Raw genomic sequence first — 24,434 nt, forward strand, 5'->3', positions numbered from 1 at the left:
GTCAACGTTACAATTTTAGTTGCATAGTAGTAAAGTGTACGTGATTATGGATTTTATTCAACTACGATGCGTCGCCCCGAACGCGAAGTCCAACCAGCACGATCTGCGAGGTGTGTGCGTCGTCCGTGAAATCTGAGCCCTAGGGTATCGCACCAGGCCTGCTAAACCTCGGCGCGCGTCGGCGAGCCTGAGCATCCCTTCAGGTTGACGAATTTTTGTTCGCGAAATCGTGATCTTCTTCTACGCCACGCTAGGCCGCTTGGCCCCACTCTAAAAAGGGCGGGAACAGCGAGCCGTCAGCCGCGCTACCGGGCAACGCCGGAAAGTCTGTGCATTTTGCAGACGGATCGATGTCGTTGCCGGCAGGTAGATCGAGACGCATCGAGCGCCTTGGGAAAACACACCGCGCGTGTCTTTCTTGAATCGATGTCCGATTTTCTTTGAAAGGTCGAGACTTCGTCGATTATGTGGATGTAACCAGAATTGCATTAATACAGTAGTACTGCTAATTGATTGGGATGGGCACTGTCGGTCCGGTTCCCGAAATTCATGTCTGGAGGATGCAGAGCAAAAAAGTGTGCATACAAAGCCCGACAGTTGAAGTCGAACCACGACATGCTGCTTGCGTGCTTGCCGCTACGGGATCTGCGTGCATCCTGCCGATTTCCGGACGGATGAGCCGGATCTTCCACCTTATTCTTCAATTGCGTGTGGACCTGCGAAGCCTGGAAATTTTCGCTGACCGACACGATCCGTCGTCCTGAGCCTTGTTTGCACTACGAAGACGGCGCACTATCGTCTGGGCGCGCCGGCGCGCTAGGTCGCTGAGGATTCAGGTGCAATGTCGTTGAAATAGCTCCGCGCGCTCTGGGCTAAGTTGGATTGCACGCAAAGGCAATTTGAATGTGCTGCTGTCGGGTATCTTCAAGCCAATGCCAATTGCAGTAACTGTTCGACGCTGCGACGGACTTTTGCTTGTTCGGGCATGAAAATGGAAGCGTTCTGGCTAGCTATCGGAATTGTTACCAACCAAGTTTGGTAGATCAGGATATACCGCAGCAACAACCGGCATGGGGTTGGCCCGAGAATGTGCGGAGAAGGCGACCTATCTACGACCGTCGCGCAACGGATACAAGAATTACCTACGGAATACAATATGGGCAAGCCGACTAGCCACCAGGAAGCGGCGTCAAAACAGGTTCTGGATCATCACGTCGGTGCGTTCGCGCTCGGTATCGACGCGCTCCTGTACGACTATGATGACACCTCTGTGATCATTACCCCCGAGAAGGCTATTCGTGGGCTCAGTCCAATCCGAAGTTTCTGGGAGTCGTTTTTGGCCAACGCTGACGACGGATTCTGGACTGCATTCAAGGTCAATAAGAACGCTGTTCTCGGGGGCGTTGCATATCTGATCTGGGAGGCAGCGCCTTCTGTTGCACTCGCGACAGATACGTTCTTCATACGAGAAGGAAAGATACTTGTCCAGACGAGGACCACGCTCGCCAGTTCCCCGTAGTCTTAATTCGCACTGCTTCGAACTGGTTGGCGCTCTTCCATCTGGACACTTCGACTCTTGGTGGCGGCACACGCTTAGCCGTGCCACAGTAGCGAGTCTGCCGCGCTTCGGTTCGATGAGCCTCGGCGAGCCTCCATCAGGCGCCTGCCCTGATGCCTCCAACGACGAATTTCGTCAACATCGAGATTTTCTTGGCAACACTTCGGTTTGCGTATTTGCCATTTGAAATGCGGATCATGCGACCGTCGAAGTCACTCATGACCAGTGTTCCGACTGCGAAAAGGTAGGCCCAGGCAATGTATTCGTGAGATGCGTGAGGCAACGCTTCTGCAAGTGCACCTATGAAAGCACGCGCAGTTGGATCGAAATATTCTGCGATGATGCCTCGCGTCGCTTCCTGGGGATCCGACGCCTCGCGAACGACCAGTTGAGCGTGGTACATGCCGTCAGGGGTTGCGTGGCTTTTGATGATTGGTGCGACGAACGCATGAACAATCTTCTCGACAGCGTCGGCGGCGCTCAGGTCAGTAATCCGGGACAGTTCGTCAAGTCGTTCCTGAATCGCCCCCTTGCGGAATTCAAAAATCTCGCGGTAGAGATTGAGCTTGGTTTCGAAGTGGTAAACGATTAAGGGCAAGCCTACGTCCGCTTCCTTGGCGATGTCGCGCATGGACACGCCATGATAACCCTCCTGCGCGAAGAGCTTTTCGGCTGCGAGGATCGCCCGATCGCGCTTTTCGGTGTCGCGGGTCGACTTCGCGCGCGGATTATTCGAAAGATGCGCTGCGACTACTGCCATATTGGGCCTCACAAGGTTCAATCGGCGCGATCCGGTGGTCGGACTGCGTTACGGAAATCATTGCTGTCAACGAGCGTACCGGAGCTTTCAGCAACTGGCAATTCGGCTGCACAGTGATGTGCTTGTAATGTTGTAGGCCGCTATGACGAGTTCCGGCAAACGAGATTGAAGCTACCGTGCAGGGTAATTACCGATGCAAGTTTGACTGTACGTTCGTATAGTTTATCGCAAGGCCGCAACGGGCAAACAAATTATCCAGCAGGAGTCTTTCGATGGGCAGGAAAGTAATAATTACGTGCGCCGTCACCGGCGCAATCCACACGCCAACAATGTCACCGCACCTCCCGCTGACGCCAGCGCAGATTGCGGAACAGGCGATTGAAGCTGCAGAGGCGGGTGCGGCGATTCTCCACCTCCACGCTCGCGATCCAGTCGATGGCCGTCCGTCGGCTGATCCGGTGTTATTCATGCAGTTTCTCCCGCAAATCAAGGCTGCGACAAACGCTGTCATCAACATTACGTCGGGTGGCAGCACCAAAATGACCTTGGAGGAGCGTCTTGCGCCGCCGCTGATGGCCAAGCCCGAAATGGCTTCGTTGAACATGGGGTCCATGAATTTCTCGATCCACCCGGCGGCAAAAAAGATCAAGAACTGGGTGCACGAATGGGAGAAGCCATACGTCGAGGGTACTGAAGATACGATTTTCAGGAACACTTTTCGGGATATCTCGCGGATCCTGCAGGAACTGGGGGAAGGGTGCGGGACCAAATTTGAGTTTGAATGTTATGACGTTGGTCATCTGTACAACCTCGCCTCGTTCGTGGATGCAGGTCTCATCAAGCCACCGTTCTTGATTCAGACGATTTTCGGGATTCTCGGAGGTATCGGCCCGGATCCGGATAACGTCGCTTTTATGCGCCAGACGGCAAACCGGCTATTTGGCAACGACTACCAGTGGTCGGTGCTTGGCGCAGGGCGTCACCAGATGCCGCTGGCCACCTATGGCGCAATCATGGGCGCGAACGTGCGCGTCGGGCTCGAGGACAGCCTCTTTCTGGGGCGCGGAGAGTTGGCCAAAACCAACGCGGAGCAGGTCCGAAAGATTCGTCGAATCCTCGAAGAGTTGTCGCTGCAAATTGCAACTCCCGATGAGGCCCGCGCGCTGCTCGGACTCAAAGGTGCACAAGCCGTCGCGTTTTGAGGCGTGTTGGGCAATTCGGAACATAAGGCGGTGACCGCAATGAACAAGTTAGTCGATCTTTCAATTTTCCTTGAGAACGATGTGGTGTCCGATCCGCCCGCTTTCGCGCCGAAGATCTCATACTTTGACCACCATGCAACGGTCAATCAGTTGCTTCCGTTCTTCCCGGGGCTGACCGAGGGAGATCTTCCTGACGGTGAGGCCTGGTCCATCGAGAAGATTGAGTTGGTGACGCATAACGGTACGCATCTCGACGCCCCGTACCACTTCCACTCAACTATGAACAAAGGTGAGAGGGCGATTACGATTGACGAAGTTCCGCTGGACTGGTGCTTCCGCCCTGGCGTCAAGCTCGATTTTCGACATCTGCCAGACGGTCACGTTGTGACGGCTCAGGAAGTTGCGACTGAACTGGAGCGGATTGACTACACACTCAAACCGATGGACATCGTCGTCGTTAATACTCGAGCGGGTTCCCGCTACGGTCAAGGCGACTATGTTGCTGCTGGTTGCGGCATGGGGTATGAGGCAACGATGTACCTGCTGGAGCGCGGCGTGCGTTTGACGGGTACTGATGCCTGGAGCTGGGACGCTCCGTTTGTTCATACCGCCAAAAAGTTTTCGGAGACGGGGGACGCGAGTTTGATCTGGGAGGGGCATAAGGCCGGTCGTGATATCGGCTATTGCCATCTGGAAAAGCTGCACAACCTGGAGTCCCTTCCCGCATCAGGGTTTCGAATCGTCTGTTTCCCGGTAAAAATCCGGGGAGCATCGGCGGGCTGGACCCGAGCTGTCGCGATCTTCGACGAATGATGCCAAGCGTTGGGCTGCTGGTGAAGGGCCGACACTCTAGCCGAACGCGGATGAGATTCTGGCAGAGCGTGACGCGGCAACGATACTTTGCACGCGAGGGAGTGTCGTGATCAGTGGGCCAACGGTGTTGAGCCTGCCAGCTCATCGTAGTGCAGGGTTATCTGGCGCCTTGATACTGGCGTCGATGTTTAAAGAAGTTCCCGGTAAGCGCGCGGGCCATATCGCGCGCCGACAGAAAGAGGACCGATGCGAGGACGGCTAGGCGAAACGGGTGTAGACCCTGCCCAACTCCACTCCAACTAAAAAATCCGGTTCATGGAGACAGCAAATGGCAACAGTGACGACCAACGCCGACAGCTGGCAAGAGTCGGCAGCACCTGACACCCCGATCGAGCCGATTGCCCCGACCGCTTTGCGCCACGGTGCCGTGTCGACAAAAGGCGCCGTGGGGCAATATCCGGCCAATGTAGACCAATCCCCACTTCGACGGGATGGAGATCTACTCGTTTCTGGGCGGGCAGAATTTCTGGATGATATTGCACCAGCCGGCCTGCTGCACGCGACGATCTTGCGCAGTCCGCATCCCCATGCGCGGATTCGCTCAATTCGTATCGACGACGCCGAGCGCAGTCTGGGTGTACACGTCGTATTGACGGGCGCACAGGCGTTAAATCTCGTGGGTCCAATGCCAGCGTTCTTCGAGCCAAGCCTGGTTGGCTGTCGTACCTTCGAGTTCCGCTGTCTGGCAGTCGACGTCGTGCGTTGGGTTGGTCAGCCGATTGCGGCCGTTGTTGCGAGGAGCCTGGCCGACGCAGAAGCGGCGGCTAGCAAGATCGTGGTTGACTACGAGCCGTTGCCGGCGCTCCTGGACGTCGAAGAGGCGGCAAAAGAGGGGGCGCCTAGAGTCTTTCCTGAGTGGGACGACAACCTGGTCGGGACCTTCCGGTTTGCTGAGGGGGATGCATCCGCGAAGATTGCGGCTGCGGAGTTCCGGTTTTCAGATGAAGTAAGAGTCGGGCGGCACCAATGTGCTCCGATGGAAACGCGAGGCTACGTTGCATCGTGGGATCGGGCCGGGAAGTTAACGTTCTGGGGCTCAACACAAAATCCGCACCCGCTTCGTACGAACCTCGGCACCATGCTCGGCTTGTCGGAAGATAAGATCCGGGTTGTCGCGACAAGGCTTGGCGGAGGGTTCGGACACAAATTTAACGGCTACGCTGAAGAGCCTCTCGTCTGCATCCTGAGCAAGCTTGTCGGGGCACCGGTTAAATGGTTGGAAACCCGAGCGGAGTGTCTTCTTGTCGGGGCGCGCGATTTCGTCAGTCGCTTCGAGGTCGGCTTTGATCGCGACGGACGAGTCCAAGGCCTTACGGCTCGAATACTGGGCAACATCGGGGCATTGGAAACCTGGGGCGGTTGGACAATGACTTTTGCTGCCGCAATGACCTACCCAGGGCCATACCAGATTAAGGACTACGAGGTTCAGTCCTCTCCGGTAGTCACCAACAAGGCTCCGTGGAATGGTTACAGAGGCTACGGAAAGGAGCAGGCAGCGTTGGCGCTTGAGCGCATCATGGACATGATTTCGCAGCGCCTCAAGCTCGATCCGGCCGAGGTCCGCCGGCGCAACTTTATTCCGTCCGATGCTTTTCCCTATTGGACCGCCGCCAAGCGGCTGGACTCGGGTAATTATGTCGGCGCTCTGGACATGGTGCTCGAACTTGCCGGATATGACGGGCTGCGTACGCGTCAGCGGGAAGCACGCGCTGCAGGCAGGCATCTGGGCATTGGCGTCGCTTTCGAACTGACGCCGGAGGGGGGCGATTTTGCCGGCAGCTTCGTACGCGGCTTTGATACCTCGACCGTCCGCGTCGCTCCAAGCGGAACCGTCACTGTGTTGACCGGGGTGACGAGCCCGGGCACGGGCAACGAAACCAGCTTCGCGCAACTTGTTGCGCGCGAGCTTGGCATTCCCATCAGCATGGTGTCGGTAGTGCAGGGCGACACTGATCTTTGTCCCTACGGCTTTGGTAGTTTCAGCAGTCGAAGCATTGCAACCGGAGGCGCAGCCGCAGTACTTGCATCGCGTGAAATCCGGGACCGCATGCGTTCGGCTGCGGCCATCGTGCTTGAATGCGATGCGGAAGATGTTGAATTTGCCGAAGGGGAGGTTCGCTCGGTACTTGAAAGGACCAAGTCAATCACCTTTTCGAAGCTCGCAGATACGATATATCGACGTGTACTGGTGACGCCCGGACTGGACCAGCCGCTGCTTGAGGTTACGAAGGTAGGGCGTCCGACCAATTTTCATCATATCCCCGACGAGAAAGGTCGTTTTTCGCCGTACCCGACTTTCCCATATTCGGCTCACGTGGCAGTCGTGGAAGTCGACGTTGAAACTGGGCTCGTAAAGCTAGATAGCTATTATGCGGTGGATGACTGTGGGGTCATCATCACACCGCGCTTCGTGGATGGCCAGCTTTACGGGGCGATAGCTCAGGGTATTGGGGGCGCGCTGTGGGAAGAGTTGCCTTACGGGGAGAACGGAAAGCCGGTCGCACAGACGTTAAAGCAATATCTACTCCCTCGAGCCCCTGATCTGCCGACAATCCATCTTGCACACCAGCACACGCCATCACCGTTCACGTTGCTTGGGACGAAAGGCGCTGGAGAAAGCGGGGTTGGCGGCGCCATGGCTGTAATCGCCAACGCAGTCAATGACGCGCTGTTGCCGCTTGGCATAACGGTTCATCAACTGCCACTTAACCCGCCGACTGTTCTGTCCGCGATTCTCGCAGGAGAGCGGTGATGATTCGCACAGCACTTCGCTATCACCGTCCATCGTCACTCGAGGCAGTAAGCCAGCTACTTGCTGAGCACGCGGGCGATATCGCTGTACTTGGCGGTGGGACCATGCTTCTACCAAAGATGAATCGTGACGAGATCCACGTGAGTAATGTGGTGGATCTGGCGGACCTCGGTCTGAGCGAAATAGTCGTCTCGGATGATGCTGTCCAAATAGGGGCACGGGTGACGTATGACGATGTGCTCCATTCAGTCGCATTGAAAGACTCCGCACCGCTTCTGCCTCGGTTCGCGCGCGGCGTTACCGGCGGCAGACAACTCGTGCAGCAGGCCACGCTGGTCGGGTCAGCGTGCCTTAATTTTCCTTCGACTGAGGTACCCGCCGTTTTCGTTGCTTTGCAGGCGAACGTGCGTGTACACGGCCCGGGTGGTTTTCGGGAAGTCCCGGCGTCGGATTTCTTCCTCGGAGCGCTTAAGGTGGCACTAGCGCCGGGAGAATTCGTTACGTCGGTCGCCTTCGCGAGAACGGAGCGGGCAGGTTATTGCAAGATCAAGCACAGTTCTGGGTCTTGGCCAATCGTAACAGCCTGTGTTGTTCGAGATATCAAAAGTGGTGTGTTGTCCGCAACACTAGGCGCAGTAGAAGCCGTGCCGTTTAGGGTTGAGTTCGATAAGCCGCAGCAACTCGAACAACTGGTAAACGATACGATTACGTCACCGTGGTCCGATGAACTGGCGCCCGGCAGCTATCGGGCAGCTGTTGCGGCGGTTGCTGCCCGCAGAGCTTTCGACGAATTTGAGGAGTTCAGACTATGACCGTCGTCATTCAGGAGCAGAGTATCGAAGCAGATTCACCGGCGCCAGGGCGTATGTTGACGGTCACCTTAAATGGCAAGAGGCAACGGGTTCACATAGAAGACCGGCAGTTACTCGTGGACGTGCTGCGCGGCAACCTCGGCCTGACCGGCACGCACGTCGGGTGCTACAACGGAGACTGCGGCGCGTGCACTCTTAGGATCGACGGTCGTGTCGCCAAATCCTGTCTGATCCTAGCCGCGAGCGTTGACGGTAGTGATATCGTGACCATCGAGGGGTTTGGAAATGGGCAGCTTGATCCACTTCAGCAGGCGTTATGGGAGAGTGATGCTTTTCAATGTGGCTTTTGTGTGCCGGGCCATCTCTTTGCGCTGGACGATCTGCTGAATAACAATCCCGAACCGACCGACAAGGAGATTCGTGATGCGTTGATAGGCAACCTGTGTCGATGTACTGGGTATATGAATCTGGTCGCGGCTACTCATGAGGCGGCGGCCCGCAGGCGGTGTTCGGCGCCTTGTGACAAATACGAACGGGACGATTCTGAAGTGTGATGCCCAATGCGGCCAGAGTCGCATTCTAGTCCCCTTCGTCAGAGTCAGGATAACCAGTCCAGACAGGACACGGCGTATCTCTATCAACAGCTCATCGCAAGGCGTCGTTCGCCTCACTTGTTGGTTCTGGATGGTTGCATTAGATACGTTCCGTGCGCATTGGCTGCGCCGTGATGATAGCCGTCTCCAAAGGGCGCTTGAGCCCGCCCTCGACCGTCTGCGCCACGGTTACGGCACGCCGGCAATCAAGGTGTGACGGGCGATTCGCTTGGAGCTAAACACCGTGTTGCTAATGCGCTCCGTACCGAGGAGTGGTTTCGTTCTACTGGAATGAGATTGCGGGATTCGATACGGCTGCTCCAGATTCTGTATTCTCAAACGCCATGTGTTGTGAGGGGGGCGACCGTCGAACGTTTGCATGCCGCTCCGCAACGGAGCTCGACGCGTCAGGCTTACGGAGCCGGAGAGCCACGCCAAACGAAGACCAAAAGCTCAATATGTCGATGAAGCTCGACGCGTGTATCGCCCACTCGCGCTCTGCATCGTTCGCCAGAGCGAGTAACGGTGGCGGGGACTTCTGGAAGCTTTTCTCTCCGCGATATGTTAGCTGCCTTGTAAGCGTCAAACCGAGCTTGCAATTACCCACTTCGGTTCATGGCGAGTTCATATCCCAGTTGAATGTCGGTGAGCAGTAAGCGGCTAGCAATCCCGTCTTGACACCCAAAGTTGACGACTGCTCTCCGTGTGGTGCAAGCCGATCGAATGAGCGTGATCGTCATGGATCAGTCGCCAATCCGTTGCGCAAGCGACAGTCTTTTCCGATCTACAAGCGCGATGAGAACGATAAACATCAAAGCTAGAACGTTCGCTACGCCATCGATCCAATAGGTCCCGCGCAGCACGTCCTGATATGCGTGCGATAAAGTGAGGTAACCAAGTTCCCCGCTTTTGCATTCAAGCTTCCAAACTCGGCTCACTGAGACGATCGGGAAGAGGACTTTGGTGCGATCAACGGAAACCGTGCCCGCGCAACCATCCTTTAAGTGCTGCTTTGATTCAGTCGAAACGACAGATTCACCGTACCCCTTCAATGTCGAATAGTTTGCGGATGGGAAAGCAACGTCCAGCGTGCGGCCATCCGCGAGTCGTACTCGCACTTGGTCACTTGCATACCTGCTTAGCGAGACCCATCCGACATAGCGGGTAAGAGCCTGTTCAGGCGGGACGGGATTCAGCACCATGACCATGAACGGGTAGACGATCAATAAGCCAAACAACATGACGGCGATTATCGTTGTCTTGTATTGCTTAAGGCGTTTCATGCTATCTCGGTCTGTTGGATGTCACTCGGCATAACGAGGCCGTCGGAAGTTGTTCAAGCCTTGATCTGTGTCGACTGCCTCCGGTGTGGCAACAACGTGGTAATGTCGCCGGCTCTGTGTGCCGGCAATTGCGTGAGGATATCCTTCAGATAGGCGTGCGGGTCGTGCCCGTTGAGTTGTGCCGAGCGTATCAGGCTCATGATGGCGGCAGCGCGCTGACCCGCCCGCAGTGAGCCGGCGAACAACCAGTTGGCCCTGTTATGGATATGCTTCTCTAATCGCCGGTATCGTCACCTCGTAGTTATGGAAAGTCTTATCGGGATGGCAGGAGCAGACACTTGCGAAACGATGCCGCGCCCCCGGATTATCGAGGTCGTGGCATCGAGGCAAACATTGATGGGCTTTCGACATTGGCTATCGAGCTTACATAACTACAGACCTTGCAGGAACCGAAGCTCCACGCGAGCCCGAGTTTCGTTGACGGTATGGAATGTGGCGGACAGCAACTTCCGCATCTGCATATTAGCTGGTGAGCCTGAGAGCGGAGATATGCTACGCATTCAGTGGGCGGTGCCGGCAACCGGGTGCGGCGCCAGTGGCTCACCCGGCCGATGGTTTAATGACGGGAGTAAAGCGAACCCGAGCCGGTAACAACCGCGATGGCGGGGGCGCCCGAAGCCGACACACCCGTCACGACACCACCAACGCCGCTGGAATCACCGACGTGAACCTGTGCCGTTGCGGCTTGCGCATTTTGCGCAGCAACCCTGGCTTCAGCGGCCTGGATGTCGGCCGGGTAATCGGGATCGCGGCCACGGGCCGGGTTGTAGCCAGCCTTTTCCAGCTGGCCCAGTTCGGCGCGTACCTCGGCACGGCTGAGCGGCACATTGCCGTGTGTATCAGCAGTGTCGTCAGTGGTCTGCGATTGCGCCGCGAGCGTCAACGCGCTTTGGCCGCGTTCCGAATCCGGAGCGCTGTGAGTCGGGCTATACGACGGTGCTGGGCCATAGCCGCTCGCAAAGGCCGGTGCCGCCAGGAAAGCTGTTGCGGCCACCAAGGCCGTTGCGAGAAGGTTTGTGCCGACGAGCAGCAACGGGGCAGCGAGATTTCTGTTCATTATGTTTACTCCAATGTGTGATCAAGGTCCGTGGGTTTGGCGTACGTTCATTCAATATCGTCAGAGCCGTAGCGCAGCGCCGCTATGCAGTCGGTTCGCTCCGGGTCCTGTTCATACTCGCTAGAGACTCGCCGCTGGCGCGTCTCCAGGATGTCAGCCGCTCAAACGAGCGTCAGGGTGACGTCGATGTTGCCGCGCGTAGCGTTCGAGTACGGGCAGACAACATGGGCCCGGTCAACGAGCGTCTGGGCCGCTTCGCGCTCCATGCCGGGCAGCGAGATCTTCAACTCGACTTCGATGCCGAAGCCGTTTGGAATCGCGCCGATACCGACGCTGCCATCAATCGAAACGTCTGCCGGAATGGCGATCCTGTCGCGTGCGGCGACGAATTTCATCGCGCCGAGGAAGCACGCACTGTAGCCAGCGGCAAACAGTTGCTCCGGGTTGGCGCCTTCGCCGCCGGCACCTCCGAGTTCCCTGGGCGTGGTCAGCTTGAAATCCAGGTTGCCTGCGGGCACGATGGCTCGGCCGTCACGGCCGCCAGTGGCGTGAGCATGGGCGAGATAGAGAATTTTTTCGAGGGACATGGCGAAGCTCCTATAAAGGGGATTGCGTAAGGAAATGGTGGCAAACAGGTATCAGCTATGCAGGTCAGTCGAGACATCGTGCGCGGCGCGTGCATGTGCCAGTTCAGCAGTGACCTGAGCGCGGGTAAGACTGTCGACCTGCGGTTGTCTGGGCAGTGCCGGGTAGTTCGTCTGCGAGAATTCGAGCTGGCCGTCAGCGCGGGCCTGGGCCAGCTCAGCCTTCACGTCGGCGCGGCTGAGGGTGCCCGCCTGCACGGGGTTGACCGACGGATAGCCATGGTCACCATCCGCAAATGCGGGGACAGCGATCACGCCGGAAAGGACAAGTGCTGCAAGCAGTCTGGTGGTCATGATTAACATTCCTTGTTGTTGCTATCTATCAATAGATAGATAAATGGTTAAGAAAGTAATACCTGCAACATTCCTCATCCGGTTGCGCCCAGCACCGGGACGATCGCGTTAGCTCTTCTATGAAACGGTGACCATCTGATGGTGCAAGGACGGCCCGGTACATCAAGGTTGTGCCGGGCCGTCCTGATACTTACTGACCGATATGCGCGCGGATTCCGTCACTGATCTGTTGAAGCGCGGCCTCTGTCGAAGGTACGTGACGCAGCGCGTTGAGCAGCACGAAGTCATGAATCGTGCCGTTGTAGCGCACTGCGGCCACCACGTTTCCAGACTCCTTCAGCTTTCGGGCGTAAGCTTCGCCTTCGTCACGCAGGGGGTCGTTCTCGGCGGTCACGACGAGTGCCGGCGGGAGGCCCTTCAGTTCGTCGGCGCTGGCGCGCAGCGGCGAAACATACGGGTTGTCACGCGTCTTCGCGTCGGGCGCGTACAGGTCCCAGCCGTACTGCATGAACGAGCGCGCCAGGAAGCGGTCCGTGCCGTACTGATGATAGGAATCCGTATCGACGCTCGCGTCGGTAGCCGGAATCAGCAGTGCCTGATAGCTGATCTTCGGGCCCTGGCGATCCTTCGCCATCAGCGTGAGCGCCGCAGCCATGTTGCCGCCCACCGAGTTGCCGGCGACTGCGATCCGGCTGCCGTCGGCACCGAAATCAGCGGCGTGCTCCGAGATCCACTTGAGCGTCGCGTACGACTGGTCGAGCTGGGTCGGGAATTTGGCGTCCGGCAGCGGTGTGTAGTCGACGAACACGCCGATCTGCCCTGACTGGACGACGAGGTCACGCAGCAGTCGCTGGTGGTTAGCGAAATTACCGACAATCCACACACCGCCGTGGATGAACAGCAGCACACCGGGCTTGCCCTGCACATGGTCGGGCTTCATGACGTAGACCTTGAACGAATGGCCGTCGGCGCTCATCGTGCGTTCGGTGGTGGTGACGCCCGACAGGTCGACCGGTGTCTTGTTCTGCAGGCCGGTCAGGATATCCTGCGGTTGCGGTTGCGGTAGCTTCCAGAATTCACTGCTGTCCTTGTTGATGTCGACGAGAAACGAGCGCACCTGCGGGTCGAGGTGGGGGTCGGTGGCGACGTCTTGTGCGATGGCGGCCTGGCTCATGATGGTGGCTCCTGCGAGAACAGTGGCGAGTTTGGCGAGGTGTTTCATGGTGCTGACTCCTGAACGGTAATGAGATGATCTGAAAGGTTGGGTACACGGTTCGGTGCTTTGATCGCATCGCGGGACCGCATCCTGTTGCCAGGTGTGTGCGGTGCTGCGATGGATGCAAAGTTAGCCGTCCTGGCGGCTTCAGGAAATTCATGCCTAGGTATGAGGGACGCGTTCATGGGATCCGGGAGGCACTGCAGGCCCATGACTGGAAAGGAGAAGCGGGCAAGCTCAGGGAGGATCGCTGGTGCGGTTCATACCAAGGTAGGGGAGGCGTCATCACGCGTCCTGTAGTGGTTACAATCGTCCCCGTCGATGTGGCATCGACCTTCCAGTAACACACTGCACTGACCGGACATGTCTTTTATGATTGGCAAACGAATAGTGGTGGGGGCCTCGATTGGTCTCGCATTGACGATTGCGACAGGCATTGAGCTGGCGATCTGCGCATTTGATACGCTGGCGCCGTTCGAAGGCGCAGTCTCATTGCTCTATCTCGCCGTGATATTGCTTGTCGCACCGTTTGGCCGGCGCTACGTGCTCGCGGCAGGTGCCGTGACTGCCGCGCTTGCGACACAGTCGTTTGTCATGGGTCATCTCGACGGGATGGCGGGTAGTGCGTTACTGGGGTACGGCGTAAGCCTTGCGGCGATCGCAATCACGACGCTCCTGTCGCTGCGTGACCGTTTTATCCGGACTACGCTTGGTGAACAGGCGCGAATTCTCGAGTTGACGCACGACACGGTTATCATTCGCGATCCAGACGACGTGATCCTCTACTGGAACGATGGCGCGCAAGAGCTTTATGGCTGGACACGTGAGGAAGCGGTGGGCCGTGTTTGTAGTGATCTGCTCATGTGTGAATTCCCGTCAGCCGAGGTCAGATCGACGCTGCATGCGGACGGTCAATGGTCCGGCGAAATAATCCGGACCCATCGCGACGGCACGCGCATCGTGCTGGCGAGTCGCTGGCTCGCGCGGCGGGATCCGACGGGGCGAGCGATCGGTGTGATCGAGTCGAGTGCGGATCTGACCGAACTACGACGCGCTGATCTCGAGCGACGCGTGTCCGAGCAGCGCTACCGGACAATGTTCGATCTCGCCGGCTTCGCCGCATGGGAGTCGGACTGGTCGACAGCCTTGCGGATTGCTGCCGATGGCTCGCCGGCCCACCTGCCCATCGACGTGTGGCTGGCCGGCCGGCCGGACATCGTCGAGCGCGCGATCGCTGGCGCGGTGGTTCGAGACGGCAACCAGGCGGCAGTCGATCTGTTCGAGACGGGCACGGTCGAGAAGCTGATTGGTTCGAACCCGTGCCGGGCAAATCTACCCGAGGCGCGAGCCGGCTTCGCGCGGATCCTTGCGGCACTCACGCGCGGGGCTCATATGGCGGAGAGCGAAACCCGGATCGTGACGCCGAGCGGCCGCGTTGCGGACATCGTTCTGCGAGTGACGCAGTTGCCCGAGGGCGAGCGCGGCTCACATGTGCTCGTGATGGCATTCGACGTAACGGAGCGTAACGAAGCGCGCGCACGGATCGAGCAGGCTTCGGCTGAACTTGCGCATGCGGCGCGGGTGTCGATGCTCGGCCTGTTGTCGGCGTCAATCGCACACGAAGTCAATCAGCCACTGACGGCGATCGTCAACTTCGCGAAATCGGGTCAGCGCTGGCTCGGGCGCGCCGACCCGGACCTGGGTGAGGTCCAGCGCTGCTTCGAAAGGATCACGTCAAACGGCACGCGCGCGGCCGACGTGATCGGGCGTGTCAGGTCGCTTGCGCGCAAGGAGGCCCCCCAGGTCGAGCTTCTCGACGTCGCCGAGCTCGCCGATGACGCGATGGAGCTGATCCAGCGCGAAGCGCGGGGCGCCGGCATCACGCTAACGCAGACCATCGAGGGTGGGCTGCCGAGGGTCTGCGCCGATCGTGTGCAGGTTCAGCAGGTGCTCGTGAACCTGGTGATGAACAGCATCCAGGCGATGCGCGAACCGACCGGCGGCGAACGGGCGATTCAGATCCGCGCGACGCATCAGTCCGACGGGATGGTCCAGCTCGCGGTGCGGGATTCCGGCCCCGGTTTTACGGATGGCGGGGCTCATGTCTTCGAGCCGTTCTTCACGACCAAGGTAGATGGGATGGGGATGGGCCTGTCCATCTGCCGCTCTATCATTGAGGCGCAAGGAGGCCAGATCAGCGCCTCGAACAACGGCGGCGAGCCGGGCGCCCAGGTCATATTCACGTTGCCTGTCGTATGCGGCGATCGGATTCCCGAGAGCGAAATCAAACCTTGATATGATTGCCACGTTGAAATGCGTGGCGCTAACATCGGCTCCTTGGAATCGCGGGTCAGCCGCAATGAGGACGATAACGTGGACTGCAGCGACTCTTTGATTGGCATCGTCGACGACGACGCAGAGGTGCGAGACAGCATCGGCATGCTGTTTCGGACGGCGGGGATCTCCATCCGGAGTTTCGACGCGGCCGAATCGCTGCTTGCGTCGTCGGAGTTGTCGGCGATGCAATGCGTGATTACCGATCTGCACATGCAAGGCATGGACGGACTCGACCTGCAGCGTGAACTGACGCGACTGGGCCGCAATGTGCCGGTAATACTCATGACCGCATATCCGACACCTGAGGCGCGCGAGAAGGCGCGGAGGTTGGGTGTCGCGCGCTTTGTCTCAAAACCGGCGGATCCCGAATGGCTGCTGGCTGAAGTCGAGGCGCTGCTCGACGCCTGAAACCGGAGTTGGTATGTCGACCGCTCATGCCCGGCACACCACAACATGACCCTGCCCAATGAGATCCACAATGAACGAACCATGCTCCCTGCCCGCTGGTGATCTGATATGCGTCGTCGATGACGATGCAGACGTCCGCGAATCACTCGACACGCTGTTGCGATCGAACGGCCATCGGGTCCGCACGTTCGGTGGTCCCGATGAGTTCCTTGAGTGCGACGAGGCTGATTCTGCGGCGTGCCTGATCCTCGACGTGCGGCTGCGTGGCTTTAACGGCCTCGATTTCCAGCAGGAGCTGGCCGGGAGCGAGTCGGTGTTGCCCGTGATTCTGATGAGCGGTCACGGCGACGTCCCGATGACCGTGCGCGGGATGCGCGCGGGAGCGATCACGTTCCTGTCGAAGCCGTTCGCTGAGGAGGCAATGCTGGCTGCGATTGATGAGGCGATCGCCCGAGGTCGTGAACAACGCATCGTCTCGCGTGAAAAGGCATTGCTGCGCGCGCGCTTCGACAGCCTGACACCGCGCGAACGCGAGGTAATTGGGCTCGTGTCGGCAGGGCTGATGAACAAGCAGATAGCCGCCCGACTCGAACTCAGCGAAATCACCGTCAAGATCCATCGCGGCAATCTGATGAAAAAGATGGAAGCCGATTCACTCGCCGACCTGGTGTTGATGGCCCAGGCGCTCGGTGTGCGCGAACGAATTTCGCGCTACGGGCAGAATAACGACCGCTGACTGGCGCGGCCGACCACGCATCCGGCATGCTGTTGCCCGGCCTGGCGCCGGGTGCGCTGCAAGGTCGACATTCAAATTAGAAAAATCGGATATGCGCCCGATGCAATTGAGTCGGTGTACATGCAGTTTCGCGAAGTCATCAGGGCGCGCGGCTATTTCGCCTCGGGCGAGACCGCGCCCAGGCTGATCGGGCTCGCGCTGCGTAACGTCGTCGCCAAATGGAACAGGTGTCGCACGATTGGAAAAGCACGATGATACAGTTCACACGCTTTGCCCGGAGCGTTTCAACATCACGATCTGATTCGCAGCCACACTGACACACGGTGCTGTCCGGCTCGTGGTGGATCTCCGTGCGCGGCAGTTGCGCCGGAGCGATGCGCGCTTCGGTTGCCGGGGTGACGGGTCGGCTGCTGCTTGTGGCTGAAGCTGCTCGAGCTCCAGTTCGATGGCGGCCAGATCGGCGTCGATTGCTTCGTCCAGCAGGTTCATCTGCTCGCTGCTGAGCTGTTCGCTGCGCCGGCCAAGCTGCTGGCGCTTGAGGATGGCGATCTCGTGGCTCAACTGCTCGATACGGGTCTGCCGGTAATGCAGCTCGCGTTCGTTCTCCTTGACCTCCCGCGCCTTCTCTTCGATCTCCCGGTCTCTCTCCTGCACCTGGGCAATCAGCTGCGCGGCGAGCGTGCGCAACTGTTCAGGGCTGAGGGTGTTGAGGTCGGCGGGCAGGTTCATGCAAACCAGTCTGCCAGAACCCCAGGCACCGTGGAAGCGCAACAGTTTACGTCCCTGTTGGCCTTATACGACGCGGATCACACCGTTCGGGCCGATGCGCTGCCACGGCAAACCCACCACCAGGCCTGCGAGCTGTTCCTGCGTGAGCGCGTGTTGCTTCGGTTCGCTGCCGGCGTGAGGCCAGACGAACTGTCCTTCGCTCAGGCGTCGCCCTGCCAGCCAGATACCGATTCCGTCGTGAACCAGCACCTTCAGACGGTTGGCTCGCCGGTTGGAGAACAGGTAAGCATGGTGCGGATGAGCGGCGCCGAATACCTTGACCACCCGAGCCAGCGCCGTATCTAAGCCGGCACGCATGTCCAGCGGATCGACTGCCAGCCACACCTCCACGGCGAACCTCAATGCGGATCTCGGACGAGTGCGAATCGGGTGTTCCCAATGGTACTGGCACAAAGGCTGGCAGCGACGCTGGCGTGGCTGGTGGGCGGCCCAACGGCCTCCTGGGCAGTCGACCTTCTGCCTGATCGATCCAGCGCCGAAGCAAATTCGCGTTGAGCCTGTGTTCCAGCGCGACCGCCGCAACCGACACGCCGATTCCCTGGCAAGCCGCTACCACCTGGGCCGTGAACTCCTCGCTATAGCGTTGCCGACGACGCTCAGGGAGTGATTCCGATTCGATAGTGTTCACGTGTCCGCTTATTCGTTTAGTGGACACGATACTCCCAAGCGCCACAGTCAAACTCAAGATGGGTTTGCTGGTCGCTTACTCTCATCCGCAATGGTGTGCTGACCATCGCCTGCGAGCCTGTTGACACAGGTTCACACAAGAAAGTATGTGCACAGGTCGTGCGCCGCGCAAAACAGTTCGTAAATGTCGCTTTCCCGATCGCCAACGTGGATGCAACGCACTGGGTCGCCGAGCAGGGCCGTTGACTGGCGCATGTTCTCCAGCCAGCGGTAGCTCTCCTTCTCCTCAATCGGACCCGCGTGGGATTGACGTGCCGCTTCAGCGCCGTACAGCCCTTGAATTTACTCCGGGTCCAGAATTTCACCGCAGCCAGGCCCAGTGGCAATCCGTCGGTGGTAACAACCAGACTCGAATGCATCAGGATGCCGCATTGAGTCAGTGGTCTTAGCGAGCCATTCTTTCCCAGCTTGATCGACATTTTGCCCGTATAGCCGATTAGCTCTGGACGCTCGCGCTGATAAGAGAATGTCGTCGTATCTTGCAGGATGAGAATGGGGCCCCGCGTCGTCCTGAAGCGATCAGCATTCGCCTGGAAGTGACCGATCAGGATATCCTGTGCGCTGACCCGATCGTTAGACAGAAACCGATAAGCCGCTTTGGTCGAGGCCCAATCCTGACATGCGAAGGGAATTGTCTGGCCCTTGCCCGACCACAACCGTTCCAACACCATGCCGAAACGCTTGCGTAGTCTGGCATCCTGAAATTCGCTTGCCTCGACCTCCTTCTCGAACCAAGCCCGATCGACCGCCCGCTGTTTGCCCGCCATCGCGCGCGCGCACTGGTCATGACGTATGCCTGGATACCAAGTTTAGCAGTAAAGAAGTGGGTGACTGCAAGGTTTGCTGGCCGCTTACGTTCAATTGGTCGCGTACGCATATTGTGCCCACAGAGAGGATACCGAGATCGACCTTGAAAACTTGGCTGACTATGATTCCAGCTAGTACCACTTATACACGCGTACTAACTCGGGAGCCTCCGCGCCGATGGTCCCATGATGGCCAACTGCTTATCTGACACGATCATCGCTAACCGGCTCCGAAGACTCGTGCGGCGTTGGTCGTGACGATTTCATGACCAACTTGCCTTCTTATTTACCGCCTTCCTCATAAACAGTGATGTAGTTCTTGACGGAGGTTACACCTGGGACCTTACCCGCGACATCGGCGGCTTTATCGATATCGCCCGAGTTGGCGACCTCGCCGTCGAGGCCAACCTGGCCCTGTTTCGCCACGATGCGAATGTCGGTGATGTCGATCTTGGCGTTTATCAGCGCTCTCTCTACGTTATGTTCCAATTGATGATTGGCCTTCCGGGCTGCCGCGCGGCTTGTGGGCGCACTCGAGGCGTCGGTCTGTGCGACGGCGCCTGTCGACTGGACAGCAAACGCCAATGCGAAGGATAGGGCCGTCGTTGATGCGAGTTTTGCGAAAATCGGTTTCATGGCCAAACTCCACAGTGATGATTTTAAGGATCGTGTAAGGGGGAATCTGCCTGCGAAAGAGCATGTGCGTACGGAGGACGGCACGCGTTCCTGCCAAAACGGGCTTTACATTACACGGTTCCGATTCGATAGTGTTCACGTGTCCGCTTATTCGTTTAGACACGATACTCCCAAGCTCCAAAGCCAAACTCAAGATGGGCTTGCTGGTCGCTTACCTTGCTCCCGGATGGTAAGGTAGTTGTTCACCGAGTTTACACCTCGCACACCGCGCATGACGTCGCCGATTTTTGCGATCTGCTCGCCTTCTGGGACGCTTCCCTCAAGGTCACCACTCCATGCTTAGCGACGATACGAACGTCATCCACTTCGACGTCTGGGTGGTGGGTCAGTGCACGTCGTTCCAATCGGGCAAACCGATGATCAATCGCCCTCTCTGCCTTGCTGGAAGCAGCGACTGGTTGGCCCGATGCCTGCGCGAATGCATCGGCATAAATTGCGGATGACGTAACGGCCATCAGAAACAACAGTGCGGCCAAGACTCCGTAGCGGATTTGATTCAGGTACATAGCGCACTCCTGGGATGGGTTGATTCGGCGGGATGGGGTTACGTCGTCCTCATGCGCCGTCGCCCTGCAGCACGCCAATAGCACACTCAGCTAGGTGTGCATACATAGATTGTCCCCGCCAGGGTGGAGCGTACCCGTTCAAAACTTGCGGATTCATTTTCGATATGCACTGAAATGCTGTCGGGCGTGTGGCCAGCGAGTACACCGTGGGCCCAGTTCCTAAATGGGTTTCTTGGTAAGTTGGAAAAATTGCATCACGCGCCGTGCGAATTGAAAACACGACACGCTGGGGACAGAGACCTTCACGTTCCTCGCATGATGGGCGTCTCTCTCCAGGCATTCACGATTGCTGCAGCAAGCCCTGACGGCCAATCGCGTTATGCCTCTACGACGTTTGGGGACTCGGCAAATGATGTGCAGACTTAGGCAGTGAAGCAACGGCGATGGCCATCGTCGGAGCTGCCTTGCATCAACGTGTCTGTCTGCTTCCCAAAAAGAATTACTAACTGACACTTTTTTGCTTGCCTACGCCCAACTACTCTTCCGGTTGTGATGATTCAGATAGACCCTGCGGTTCACGGCGGGCGTGGTAGCCCTGCATTTTTGCTCTGGGAATTGTGTCCTTCTGGTTGAGGTAACTATGTTATGTCTTGCCACGAACGGGGTAACTGACGTCGCGCGCACAGCCCAACGTCGTCAAACGCCACCTATAGAGGAGGAGTCGAGCTGGCGGCGCAGTACGCAGTTGCATCAACCAGGGCACGGGGCGGTGCTCGCGGTTGGCCGCTGGAGCGAATCGATTGAGGGCCCCCACGAGCTCAACGCGAACCCGTTCGATGAACACTATACGATTGACGTCCTACTGGGCCATACTTCGCTCGAATGTTACTCCGATGGACGTATGACCAAAAACGGATCGGTCGGGTACGGCGCAACTCAAGTCGCCGCTCCCGGGCAACAGGTGCGTTGCAATTTCGGACGTTCAATCGAGGCGATCCATCTGTTCATTCCACAGGCGTTCGTCGTCTCGACCTACGAGGACATCGCTCAACGAAGCTGCCCGACCGGATTTGAATTACGCGATCCCTGCTTCGCAACCGATAACTCTATTGGCACGCTCGCACGAGCGCTTTCAGATGCAAGGACGTTGGAGGGGCCGTGTGCGTCGCTGTGCTCCGATAGCATCTCGCTTGCGGTATTAGCTCGGGTAATGGGCTTGCAGACTGGTGCCCTCGAGCGCGTGCCTCCCAGAACCGGTTTGGCTCCGTGGCGTCAAAGACGCGTGGTTGAATTTATGGATGCCAATCTCGCAGAGCCGATCACATTGCAAGATATCGCCGAGCACGCCGGCTTAAGTCGAATGTATTTCGCCGCCCAGTTTAAGGCATCTACAGGAATGACGCCCCATGCTTTCTTGCTACACCGTCGCCTACACCGCGCTAAGGAGCTGCTGGCGTGTGGCGAAATGCCGTTGATCCAGATTGCATTTGAGGTTGGCTTCCAGACGCATGCTCACTTCACAACTGTCTTTCGGAAGTTAATCGGTACAACCCCCGGGCGATGGCGCTTAAGGAGCGCTGGTCGCAATTCCGATGCAAGCCTACAGGAACCTGAATAGGGATGAATTGATTCGGCCACGGCAGATTGTCATGGTCTAATTTTACCGCTCGAGTACCGGGCTCGAGCAGCCTTCGGCATCTATCTTCAAGGATAGCTTCTGTGAGGGGAACACCGCGTAGGATGGACCCGTATCGGCTAACCGTGTCAGCAGTTCGCCGAGGGTTCGCACGGCGCCCTCAATTTTCGATGTCCAGGGATGCCCGCAATTCACACGGACATAGTTTCGATAGCAATCGTTCGAGGAGAAGATAGAACCGGGAGCGACGTTGACCCCACGTTGGAGAGCAAGCAGATGCAGTTGCATCGCATTAACCTGTGCCGGCAGTTTGAGCCACAAGAAGTAACCACCCGCTGGCTTGTGATACTCGACGGCGGGTGGCAGGTTCTCCGCAACCGCGTATTCCATAGAGGCCATCTGCGCGCGGAGTGAGGTCCTCAGTTTCCGAAGATGTTTGTCGAACCCACCATGTTGAAGATAATCCGCAATACCGGCTTGTACGGGAATGCTTGTCGCAACGCTGGTCATAAGCTTGAGTTTTCGCACTTGGTCCGTGTAACGACCGGCGGTAACCCAACCAATGCGATAACCAGGGCACAGCGTCTTGGACAGCGAAGTGCAATGCATCACAAGCCCCTGGGTATCGAACGCTTTGGCCGGCAAAGGACGCTCCGTATCAAAGTGCAACTCGCCGAAGACGTCGTCTTCAATCAGCGGGACATCATGCCGTGTTAGCAGCGAGACTAACGTTTTTTTCTTTTCGATCGTCAGCGTTGTACCGGTCGGATTATGGAAATTCGTCATGAACCAGCACGCGCGAATAGGATAGCGCTCCAACGCGTTCGCAAGGACATCCAGATCCAGACCCGTGTGAGGATCTACCGGGATCTCAATAGCGCGTAACCCGAGTCGCTCAACAGCTTGCAGTGCGGCGTAGAAACATGGCGACTCAATTGCGACTATGTCTCCAGGCTTAGTAACCGACATGAGGCAGAGGTTCAGCGCTTCCATTGCGCCGTTTGTGACCAAAATTTCGTCGATTGGTTGTGAAATTCCCATGCCTAAATAACGTAACCCTATCTGTCGCCGTAGATGTTCGTTACCGGGGGGCATGTCCACGACGGAACTCCAGGGGCCCAGGAAGCGTGCGGCACGGGCCAAAGACTTCGCAAGCCGAGGCAGTGGAAACAACTCCGGCGACGGAGACCCCGACCCCAACGGCACAATGCCGGGGTGGCGGGCCGCCTCGACTACTGAAAAGAGAAGATCGCTGACTATCTTGGCTGGCTCTGGTTCCTTTGGGGCCGACGAGGACGAGGCAAGCGTCGAAAGGAAGGCGCCCTGCGCGACAAAATAACCGGAACGCTCACGAGCGCTGATGAGGCCACGTTCTTCAAGCAGATAATACGCACGAAACACGGTTGACTGGCCCACGCCATATTGGGTCCTCAGATGACGTACGGAAGGCAGCCGTGAGCCTATCGACCAAGTTCCTGAACGAATCTCAGCCTCGAGGGTGCTGGCGAGCGTCTCGTAGCGTTTCATCAGATCCGTTGAGCAATGGATAACTTAAGGTCGAACCTGACCCGGGGCCCTGACGCAGATGGCAGTCACGCAACATGCTGCATCCTCCGTTGACGAAAGGCTAAAACCCAATCCTCGCCGCCTCAGGAGGCTTTATATCATGGTGTTTTCGACACGGCTTTTCAAAACGGGAGATTGGCTATTCAAAAGGAACGATCCGGGAAAAAGCCTGGCCCCAAAGATGTTTTGTCAAAACTGCTCCGACGGCGGGAAATCAACCGTGAGGTTCTCTGGATCTGCCAAGGAACGCGAAGCAATTGGTCAACTGACTGTAAGAGTCGACCAGCCGATAGAAACAGGTCTTGACACAGAGTATGGGAAAACCGCTTGGGTGATGCAAAATGCCGCGACCCGGTTGAGCTTGGGCATTTAAAAGGCCAGACAGGACCTGGGCAAGTCCAAGCGAGCGATGCCCGCTTGGATGGAAGTAACTTCGTTTCGGCCACGTCCCTACTGATCCAGAATGGATCAAAGAGCCTGCTTCGCATTAGTAGTGCTGGCGCTGTAAGCTAGTTGCTTGTACAGCAGGTTACCGAAGTACCGCGCGCGGCGACGGAAGTACCGCGCGCGGCGACGCCTGCGGTTTTGATTAATGGTGATCGGGTACGAAGTCGACATCTGCGATAGGCTTCGGCAGGGCATTCTTGCCTGATGAGTACGTACCGCTAACTACGCCTCCGACCCCAGTCGCCGAAGCATCTGGCTTCGCAGCGGCGTTCGGCGCATTTTGACTGCTGACCCGCGCTTCCGCGCGAGTTGCGGGTAGGCTAGCCTGAGCAAAAGTAACAGTGGGAACAACAAGAGCGGCCGCAACGGCGACAGCATTAATAAGCGATTTCATGATCAGAAACTCCGGAATCTGTTTAGCATTGGCGCGCGAATTTTCTCTCGCAACCTGCGCCACAAGTCTAGTGCTTAGATCCCCTTTGATTAAGACCTTCATTGCGAATTCACTGTTTGAAAAAACCGGCTAACCCTTGGCGTGGGTGCCCCCGACTTCCTTATGGCCGGACTACACATCGAGGCGCCGTATGGCCGGCGCGCTCGATGCAAAGCCCGAACAGTCGCAACACAAGGGTGAGGATGCCTATGAGAAATTTCAATATCGAACGATTTTTTCAAAAAACACTGCCTCGTTCCTGACAACGGCTACGAGTGCGGCC

General features: G+C 57.8%; 22 protein-coding genes and 4 pseudogenes. 11 read left to right on the forward strand and 15 right to left on the reverse strand.

Annotated elements, in window-relative coordinates; all coding sequences use genetic code 11:
- Positions 1-1,156: 1,156 nt before the first annotated feature.
- Entirely contained in the window at positions 1,157-1,519 is a 363-nt protein-coding gene (locus tag ACSQ36_RS24890; protein ID WP_436183989.1) for a nuclear transport factor 2 family protein, read from the forward strand.
- Between the two features lie 136 nt (positions 1,520-1,655).
- Here ACSQ36_RS24890 and ACSQ36_RS24895 read toward each other — a convergent pair whose 3' ends face one another.
- Positions 1,656-2,318, reverse strand: a complete 663-nt coding sequence (locus ACSQ36_RS24895; protein WP_436183990.1) for a TetR/AcrR family transcriptional regulator — start codon at positions 2,316-2,318, stop codon at positions 1,656-1,658.
- Positions 2,319-2,590: 272 nt separating this feature from the next.
- On the opposite strand from ACSQ36_RS24895, the gene ACSQ36_RS24900 reads away from it, so the two are divergent.
- The 5 genes from ACSQ36_RS24900 (at position 2,591) to ACSQ36_RS24920 (ending at position 8,511) form a co-directional block, all read left to right on the forward strand.
- A complete protein-coding gene (locus tag ACSQ36_RS24900) occupies positions 2,591-3,520 on the forward strand; it encodes a 3-keto-5-aminohexanoate cleavage protein (RefSeq protein ID WP_436183991.1) in 930 nt (309 codons plus the stop codon).
- Between the two features lie 39 nt (positions 3,521-3,559).
- Positions 3,560-4,333: a cyclase family protein gene (locus ACSQ36_RS24905; RefSeq protein ID WP_436183992.1), complete on the forward strand. Its 774-nt coding sequence runs from the start codon at positions 3,560-3,562 to the stop codon at positions 4,331-4,333.
- 328 nt (positions 4,334-4,661) lie between these two features.
- Positions 4,662-7,145, forward strand: coding sequence for a xanthine dehydrogenase family protein molybdopterin-binding subunit (locus ACSQ36_RS24910; protein WP_436183993.1), 2,484 nt, complete (start codon positions 4,662-4,664; stop codon positions 7,143-7,145).
- Complete coding sequence (locus ACSQ36_RS24915) at positions 7,145-7,957, forward strand: FAD binding domain-containing protein (RefSeq protein WP_436183994.1); 813 nt, start codon at positions 7,145-7,147, stop codon at positions 7,955-7,957. Before ACSQ36_RS24910 ends, ACSQ36_RS24915 begins: the two co-directional genes overlap by 1 nt.
- Positions 7,954-8,511 carry a (2Fe-2S)-binding protein gene (locus ACSQ36_RS24920; RefSeq protein WP_436183995.1) on the forward strand — a complete coding sequence of 186 codons (558 nt, stop codon included), beginning with the start codon at positions 7,954-7,956 and terminating at the stop codon, positions 8,509-8,511. Before ACSQ36_RS24915 ends, ACSQ36_RS24920 begins: the two co-directional genes overlap by 4 nt.
- Positions 8,512-9,293: 782 nt before the next feature.
- Here the strand turns inward: ACSQ36_RS24920 and ACSQ36_RS24925 are convergent.
- The 6 genes and pseudogenes from ACSQ36_RS24925 to ACSQ36_RS24950 all read right to left on the reverse strand — a co-directional run bounded on the left by ACSQ36_RS24925 (position 9,294) and on the right by ACSQ36_RS24950 (position 13,062).
- Positions 9,294-9,833, reverse strand: coding sequence for a hypothetical protein (locus ACSQ36_RS24925; RefSeq protein ID WP_436183996.1), 540 nt, complete (start codon positions 9,831-9,833; stop codon positions 9,294-9,296).
- Between the two features lie 53 nt (positions 9,834-9,886).
- A pseudogene (locus ACSQ36_RS24930) lies at positions 9,887-10,090 on the reverse strand (transposase domain-containing protein); the annotation flags it as partial.
- A 359-nt stretch (positions 10,091-10,449) separates the two neighbouring features.
- Positions 10,450-10,950, reverse strand: coding sequence for a DUF4148 domain-containing protein (locus ACSQ36_RS24935; RefSeq protein ID WP_436183997.1), 501 nt, complete (start codon positions 10,948-10,950; stop codon positions 10,450-10,452).
- Positions 10,951-11,111: 161 nt separating this feature from the next.
- Positions 11,112-11,537 (reverse strand): organic hydroperoxide resistance protein, encoded by a 426-nt coding sequence (locus tag ACSQ36_RS24940; protein WP_436183998.1) that lies wholly within the window; start codon positions 11,535-11,537, stop codon positions 11,112-11,114.
- Between the two features lie 51 nt (positions 11,538-11,588).
- On the reverse strand, positions 11,589-11,888 hold the full coding sequence (locus ACSQ36_RS24945; protein ID WP_436183999.1) for a DUF4148 domain-containing protein: 300 nt from the start codon (positions 11,886-11,888) through the stop codon (positions 11,589-11,591).
- Between the two features lie 190 nt (positions 11,889-12,078).
- The gene (locus ACSQ36_RS24950) at positions 12,079-13,062 is read right to left on the reverse strand and encodes an alpha/beta hydrolase (RefSeq protein ID WP_144158053.1); all 984 of its coding nucleotides are present in this window, start codon (positions 13,060-13,062) and stop codon (positions 12,079-12,081) included.
- A gap of 414 nt (positions 13,063-13,476) precedes the next feature.
- On the opposite strand from ACSQ36_RS24950, the gene ACSQ36_RS24955 reads away from it, so the two are divergent.
- The 4 genes and pseudogenes from ACSQ36_RS24955 to ACSQ36_RS24970 form a co-directional block, all read left to right on the forward strand.
- Complete coding sequence (locus ACSQ36_RS24955; RefSeq protein WP_436184000.1) at positions 13,477-15,399, forward strand: PAS domain-containing sensor histidine kinase; 1,923 nt, start codon at positions 13,477-13,479, stop codon at positions 15,397-15,399.
- Positions 15,400-15,477: 78 nt separating this feature from the next.
- Positions 15,478-15,849, forward strand: a complete 372-nt coding sequence (locus ACSQ36_RS24960) for a response regulator transcription factor (protein ID WP_436184001.1) — start codon at positions 15,478-15,480, stop codon at positions 15,847-15,849.
- 70 nt (positions 15,850-15,919) lie between these two features.
- Positions 15,920-16,585, forward strand: coding sequence for a response regulator transcription factor (locus ACSQ36_RS24965; protein ID WP_436184002.1), 666 nt, complete (start codon positions 15,920-15,922; stop codon positions 16,583-16,585).
- A 75-nt stretch (positions 16,586-16,660) separates the two neighbouring features.
- Positions 16,661-16,886 (forward strand): annotated as a pseudogene (locus tag ACSQ36_RS24970) (IS256 family transposase); the annotation flags it as partial.
- On the opposite strand, the pseudogene ACSQ36_RS24975 reads toward ACSQ36_RS24970, so the two are convergent.
- From ACSQ36_RS24975 to ACSQ36_RS25000, 6 genes and pseudogenes are all read right to left on the reverse strand, one after another.
- Positions 16,854-17,314 (reverse strand): annotated as a pseudogene (locus tag ACSQ36_RS24975) (IS66 family transposase); the annotation flags it as partial. The pseudogenes ACSQ36_RS24970 and ACSQ36_RS24975 sit on opposite strands and share 33 nt — an antisense overlap.
- A gap of 63 nt (positions 17,315-17,377) precedes the next feature.
- Entirely contained in the window at positions 17,378-17,716 is a 339-nt protein-coding gene (tnpB, locus tag ACSQ36_RS24980) for an IS66 family insertion sequence element accessory protein TnpB (protein WP_436184003.1), read from the reverse strand.
- A 103-nt stretch (positions 17,717-17,819) separates the two neighbouring features.
- Positions 17,820-18,047, reverse strand: a pseudogene (locus tag ACSQ36_RS24985) (transposase); the annotation flags it as partial.
- Positions 18,019-18,828, reverse strand: a complete 810-nt coding sequence (locus tag ACSQ36_RS24990) for an IS4/Tn5 family transposase DNA-binding protein (protein WP_436184004.1) — start codon at positions 18,826-18,828, stop codon at positions 18,019-18,021. The gene ACSQ36_RS24990 and the pseudogene ACSQ36_RS24985, both read right to left, overlap by 29 nt.
- A 321-nt stretch (positions 18,829-19,149) precedes the next feature.
- Entirely contained in the window at positions 19,150-19,503 is a 354-nt protein-coding gene (locus ACSQ36_RS24995) for a BON domain-containing protein (protein WP_436184005.1), read from the reverse strand.
- Positions 19,504-19,754: 251 nt separating this feature from the next.
- Complete coding sequence (locus ACSQ36_RS25000) at positions 19,755-20,069, reverse strand: hypothetical protein (RefSeq protein WP_436184006.1); 315 nt, start codon at positions 20,067-20,069, stop codon at positions 19,755-19,757.
- 901 nt (positions 20,070-20,970) lie between these two features.
- On the opposite strand from ACSQ36_RS25000, the gene ACSQ36_RS25005 reads away from it, so the two are divergent.
- The gene (locus ACSQ36_RS25005) at positions 20,971-21,687 is read left to right on the forward strand and encodes a helix-turn-helix domain-containing protein (RefSeq protein ID WP_436184007.1); all 717 of its coding nucleotides are present in this window, start codon (positions 20,971-20,973) and stop codon (positions 21,685-21,687) included.
- Between the two features lie 42 nt (positions 21,688-21,729).
- Here ACSQ36_RS25005 and ACSQ36_RS25010 read toward each other — a convergent pair whose 3' ends face one another.
- Positions 21,730-23,232: a PLP-dependent aminotransferase family protein gene (locus ACSQ36_RS25010; RefSeq protein WP_436184008.1), complete on the reverse strand. Its 1,503-nt coding sequence runs from the start codon at positions 23,230-23,232 to the stop codon at positions 21,730-21,732.
- Positions 23,233-23,860: 628 nt separating this feature from the next.
- Positions 23,861-24,214, reverse strand: coding sequence for a hypothetical protein (locus tag ACSQ36_RS25015; protein WP_436184009.1), 354 nt, complete (start codon positions 24,212-24,214; stop codon positions 23,861-23,863).
- Positions 24,215-24,434: the final 220 nt, after the last annotated feature.

It is taken from the genome of Caballeronia sp. LjRoot34 (assembly GCF_964253815.1).
Lineage (GTDB): Bacteria > Pseudomonadota > Gammaproteobacteria > Burkholderiales > Burkholderiaceae > Caballeronia.

Excerpts from the sequence above, each read along its gene's own strand:
- ACSQ36_RS24890 (WP_436183989.1), top strand. The coding sequence starts at position 1,157 with ATGGGCAAGCCGACTAGCCACCAGGAAGCGGCGTCAAAACAGGTTCTG.
- ACSQ36_RS24895 (WP_436183990.1), bottom strand. The coding sequence starts at position 2,318 with ATGGCAGTAGTCGCAGCGCATCTTTCGAATAATCCGCGCGCGAAGTCG.
- ACSQ36_RS24900 (WP_436183991.1), top strand. The coding sequence starts at position 2,591 with ATGGGCAGGAAAGTAATAATTACGTGCGCCGTCACCGGCGCAATCCAC.
- ACSQ36_RS24905 (WP_436183992.1), top strand. The coding sequence starts at position 3,560 with ATGAACAAGTTAGTCGATCTTTCAATTTTCCTTGAGAACGATGTGGTG.
- ACSQ36_RS24910 (WP_436183993.1), top strand. The coding sequence starts at position 4,662 with ATGGCAACAGTGACGACCAACGCCGACAGCTGGCAAGAGTCGGCAGCA.
- ACSQ36_RS24915 (WP_436183994.1), top strand. The coding sequence starts at position 7,145 with ATGATTCGCACAGCACTTCGCTATCACCGTCCATCGTCACTCGAGGCA.
- ACSQ36_RS24920 (WP_436183995.1), top strand. The coding sequence starts at position 7,954 with ATGACCGTCGTCATTCAGGAGCAGAGTATCGAAGCAGATTCACCGGCG.
- ACSQ36_RS24925 (WP_436183996.1), bottom strand. The coding sequence starts at position 9,833 with ATGAAACGCCTTAAGCAATACAAGACAACGATAATCGCCGTCATGTTG.
- ACSQ36_RS24935 (WP_436183997.1), bottom strand. The coding sequence starts at position 10,950 with ATGAACAGAAATCTCGCTGCCCCGTTGCTGCTCGTCGGCACAAACCTT.
- ACSQ36_RS24940 (WP_436183998.1), bottom strand. The coding sequence starts at position 11,537 with ATGTCCCTCGAAAAAATTCTCTATCTCGCCCATGCTCACGCCACTGGC.
- ACSQ36_RS24945 (WP_436183999.1), bottom strand. The coding sequence starts at position 11,888 with ATGACCACCAGACTGCTTGCAGCACTTGTCCTTTCCGGCGTGATCGCT.
- ACSQ36_RS24950 (WP_144158053.1), bottom strand. The coding sequence starts at position 13,062 with ATGAGCCAGGCCGCCATCGCACAAGACGTCGCCACCGACCCCCACCTC.
- ACSQ36_RS24955 (WP_436184000.1), top strand. The coding sequence starts at position 13,477 with ATGATTGGCAAACGAATAGTGGTGGGGGCCTCGATTGGTCTCGCATTG.
- ACSQ36_RS24965 (WP_436184002.1), top strand. The coding sequence starts at position 15,920 with ATGAACGAACCATGCTCCCTGCCCGCTGGTGATCTGATATGCGTCGTC.
- ACSQ36_RS24990 (WP_436184004.1), bottom strand. The coding sequence starts at position 18,828 with ATGGCGGGCAAACAGCGGGCGGTCGATCGGGCTTGGTTCGAGAAGGAG.
- ACSQ36_RS24995 (WP_436184005.1), bottom strand. The coding sequence starts at position 19,503 with ATGAAACCGATTTTCGCAAAACTCGCATCAACGACGGCCCTATCCTTC.
- ACSQ36_RS25000 (WP_436184006.1), bottom strand. The coding sequence starts at position 20,069 with ATGTACCTGAATCAAATCCGCTACGGAGTCTTGGCCGCACTGTTGTTT.
- ACSQ36_RS25005 (WP_436184007.1), top strand. The coding sequence starts at position 20,971 with ATGACCAAAAACGGATCGGTCGGGTACGGCGCAACTCAAGTCGCCGCT.
- ACSQ36_RS25010 (WP_436184008.1), bottom strand. The coding sequence starts at position 23,232 with ATGAAACGCTACGAGACGCTCGCCAGCACCCTCGAGGCTGAGATTCGT.
- ACSQ36_RS25015 (WP_436184009.1), bottom strand. The coding sequence starts at position 24,214 with ATGAAGGTCTTAATCAAAGGGGATCTAAGCACTAGACTTGTGGCGCAG.